This window comes from Rhodopirellula maiorica SM1 (assembly GCF_000346295.1).
Taxonomy (GTDB): domain Bacteria; phylum Planctomycetota; class Planctomycetia; order Pirellulales; family Pirellulaceae; genus Novipirellula; species Novipirellula maiorica.
In genome coordinates, this window is record NZ_ANOG01000758.1 from 1 (window position 1) to 3,536 (window position 3,536).

Here is a 3,536-nt window from a genome sequence, read left to right on the forward strand (position 1 = left end):
TTCCTTGCTGATCAAACAACTTCGCAAATTCGTTGCCGATGTAACCACTGCTGCCGAGGATTAATATCATGCCTTATTGCAACATCAGGGTATGCTGAGTGAGGGATCGCTGGACAATTCGTATCGATTCGTTCATGCATCTGCGTCTTTGAACCAAAGGCGTCCCGACACAGTTAGTTGCTTTTGCCGATCGCAAAGATTTCGAATCCAATCTTCGTCAGCTTTTGTCGATCCAAGATATTTCGTCCATCATAGACAAACGCGGGTTTTTGCATCGTGTCATAGATTCGCTCGTAATCGAGTTCGCGGAATTCATCCCATTCGGTTAGTACGGCGATTGCATGTGCATTATTTGCAGCGTCGTACGCGTCGTTGACGACCGTCACATTGGATTGGACAAGTTCGCGGTCGGTTTCCGAGATGGTTCCCGACAAGTCACTGAGTGCTGTCAACAGCTCGGAAACGATTGTCTCTTTCGACACTTTGGGATCATAAATGACCAAACGAGCACGTTCGCGAAGTAAATCGCGACAAACGTAGATTGCGGCGCTTTCACGCGTATCGTTGGTGTCTTTCTTAAACGCAAATCCCCAGATGGCAATTTTCTTGTCGCTAACGGTGTTAAACATCGTGCGGCAGATGCGTTCGGCAAAGCGGCGTTTTTGGTAGTCGTTCATGATCACGACTTGTTCCCAATAATCGGCAACTTCGCGAAGCCCGAAATGTTCGCACAGATAGACAAGATTCAAGATGTCCTTCTGAAAACAGCTGCCTCCGAAGCCCACGGACGCTTTCAGAAATTTGGGTCCAATTCGCGAGTCGGTACCAATCGCTCTAGAGACTTCGTCAATATCCGCTTCGGTTTCCTCGCACAACGCCGAGATCGCATTGATGCTGGACACACGTTGAGCCAAGAAGGCGTTGGCGGTCAACTTGGATAGCTCGCTGCTCCATAGATTTGTTGTCAAGATTTTTTCGCGAGCCACCCATTGTCCGTACACGTCCGCCAAGGCTTTCACCGCGGCTTGGGATTCACCACCAATCAGCACGCGGTCAGGGTCGAGTAAGTCTTCGATGGCGGTTCCTTCGGCGAGGAACTCGGGATTGCTCAAAACGTCAAACGTCGCACCGTTACTGGACGACGAAAGGATGCGTTTGACTGCTTCGGCGGTACGTACAGGAAGCGTCGATTTCTCGACAACGATTTTGTGCCCTTCAGAAACCTTGGCAATTTGGCGGGCGCATTTTTCAATGAATTCGAGGTTCGCGGCGCGACCTGCCCCCATGCCGAAATGTTTTGTCGGCGTGTTGACCGCGATAAAGATCATGTCGGCTTCGGCAATCGCTTGATCGACATTGGTGGAAAACGTCAGATTGCGGCCGCGGGCTTCGCGAACGACTTCGTAGAGCCCTGGTTCGTAGACAGGCAACTCATCCGAGTTCCATGCGTCGATACGGCTTTGGTTCAAATCGACGACATGAACCGAAATTTCAGGACACTGTTTGGCGATCATCGCCATCGTTGGACCGCCGACGTAACCAGCGCCAATGCAACAAATCTTCATAGGACTTTAACGAGCGTGTGAGGGGGTGAGTTGAGTGGTAAAAGCAGAGGGAATCGGTCAAAGAACGAGGGGGGAACGCGGAAGCATCGGCGGTCGTTAGTTTAGCGATACGCGTTGTGACTGTGTTGGTGTGGTAGACGATTGCGGGCGGGTGAATGTCCCATTCGTAAAACCTGGGCCTAAGTGTGTTATGAGCACCGAACGTCTTTTATGCACTGGGGTTGCCCGGAGTCGTCTCCGTAAGAAATGACTTGTTTTTCGTCAGCAGTTGCTCTCGATCGTGCTCGACCATTTCCTTGGCAAGTTGTGGAAGTGTGACGTTGGCCTTCCAGTTTAATTGTCGGAACGCCTTGGATGGGTCCCCAATTAGTCGTTGGACTTCCGAGGGACGCATAAACGCTTTGTCTTGACGCACGTACGGTCGCCAATCCAGGTCGACTGCATCGAACGCGGCTGCTAAAAAGTCTTCGACAGTGTTGTGAGTGCCCGTCGCAAGGATGAAGTCATCGGATGTTTCCTGCTGTAGCATTAGCCACATGCCTTGGACATAGTCGGGAGCGTAACCCCAATCCCGCACGGTATCGAGGGAACCGAGGACCAATTCATCTTGCAAGCCCATCGAGATCGCTGCGGCGGCACGCGTGATTTTTCGTGTGACAAACGACTCACCGCGTCGTGGTGATTCGTGGTTGTAGCAAATAGCATTACAAGCAAACAAACCAAACGACTCGCGGTACAGTGTCACCATTTGCGTAGCAAAGGCTTTGGCGACGCCGTAGGGTGTCACAGGCCGCATGGCTGTCATTTCATTTTGCGGAGACTCCAGCGGTCGCCCAAAGATTTCGCTACTGCTGATATGCGCAAAGCGGGGACGTTTATCAAGATCACGCAGGATCTCCAACAGTTTCAATGTCCCCATAGCTGTGAATTGGCACGTCGTCTCGGGGATCTCGAAACTGGCGCCGACGTGACTTTGGCCTGCGAGGTGATAGACTTCGTCCGGCGCCGTGCGTATTAAGATTCGACGAATCGTGGTCGTATCGTCGAGATCCGCGTAATGCAAAAATAGACGTTGATTGTAAATCGATGGATCATGAAAGAGATGGTCCAATCGAGTCCGCTGGGTGGTGCTGCTGCGTCGCACCAAACCGTGAACGGTATATCCCTGCTCGAGTAGCCACTCGGTTAAGTAGGAGCCGTCTTGACCGGTGATCCCCGTGATCAGTGCTGACTTCATCCTATCAACTCCAATTGGCAATCCTCGAGTTTGACGCTGACACCCTGCTCCATAAAGCGAACACAGACGAGAAGCCGCGTTTCCTGTTCGCGACGTAGGATCGTTCCTTCGTAACCGGCAAACGAACCGCTGCGAATGCGTACGTTTTGTCCCGGCTCGAGACGACTTTCGATCGTCATGGGAACGCCGAGGTCGATCAGACTGTTGATCTGTCTCAAATCCGCGACGAGATCGTCAACCTCGGTGATTTCAGTTGCTTTCTGAACGCACCCGCTGCAGATGGCTTGATAGCGAGCTTCGTCGTTCTCACCACACACAAATATGTAATTGCTAAACAGCGGAACATATGAGGTTCGCATGCGACCGGCGGGAGACCGTTTACGCTGAGGAATAAGCGGCCCGTAGTGCCAAACTTCATGCTTTTGCAGATGCCGCATCAATTGCTTTTCTTGACGCGATTTGGTGTACATCAACCACCAATACATGGATTCTGCGGACGGGTGGCTTAGCAGATCCTCGGGAAAACAATCGGGTTCTTCAGGTAAGATCGGCATCGATGGCTAAGTAAGGAGGAATCGGCAGGAAATATGCTTTCCGCCTTCGCAATCAATCAACGTTGGCCACAACCAGCATGGGAAATATGAGACAGACATGCAAGATGATCCATCTTGGGGCCAGCGGCAACCGCAGGTTCGAAAACTCAACCCTAACTTTTCGCAGCAGCAGCGGTGTTT

The 3,536-nt window shown here is 51.7% G+C and carries 3 protein-coding genes; all 3 read right to left on the minus strand.

Annotated features, from left to right (window positions below; genetic code table 11):
* Window positions 1–173 precede the first annotated feature (173 nt).
* A complete protein-coding gene (locus tag RMSM_RS24550; protein ID WP_008702913.1) occupies window positions 174–1,565 on the minus strand; it encodes a UDP-glucose 6-dehydrogenase in 1,392 nt (463 codons plus the stop codon).
* Window positions 1,566–1,773: 208 nt separating this feature from the next.
* The gene (locus tag RMSM_RS24555) at window positions 1,774–2,802 is read right to left on the minus strand and encodes a GDP-mannose 4,6-dehydratase (protein ID WP_008702914.1); all 1,029 of its coding nucleotides are present in this window, start codon (window positions 2,800–2,802) and stop codon (window positions 1,774–1,776) included.
* Window positions 2,799–3,356 carry a transcription termination/antitermination protein NusG gene (nusG, locus tag RMSM_RS24560; RefSeq protein ID WP_008702915.1) on the minus strand — a complete coding sequence of 186 codons (558 nt, stop codon included), beginning with the start codon at window positions 3,354–3,356 and terminating at the stop codon, window positions 2,799–2,801. The genes RMSM_RS24555 and nusG overlap by 4 nt, the downstream gene beginning before the upstream one ends.
* Window positions 3,357–3,536 lie beyond the last annotated feature (180 nt).

Coding starts and splice junctions, on each gene's coding strand:
- RMSM_RS24550 (WP_008702913.1), bottom strand. CDS start 1,565: ATGAAGATTTGTTGCATTGGCGCTGGTTACGTCGGCGGTCCAACGATG.
- RMSM_RS24555 (WP_008702914.1), bottom strand. CDS start 2,802: ATGAAGTCAGCACTGATCACGGGGATCACCGGTCAAGACGGCTCCTAC.
- nusG (WP_008702915.1), bottom strand. CDS start 3,356: ATGCCGATCTTACCTGAAGAACCCGATTGTTTTCCCGAGGATCTGCTA.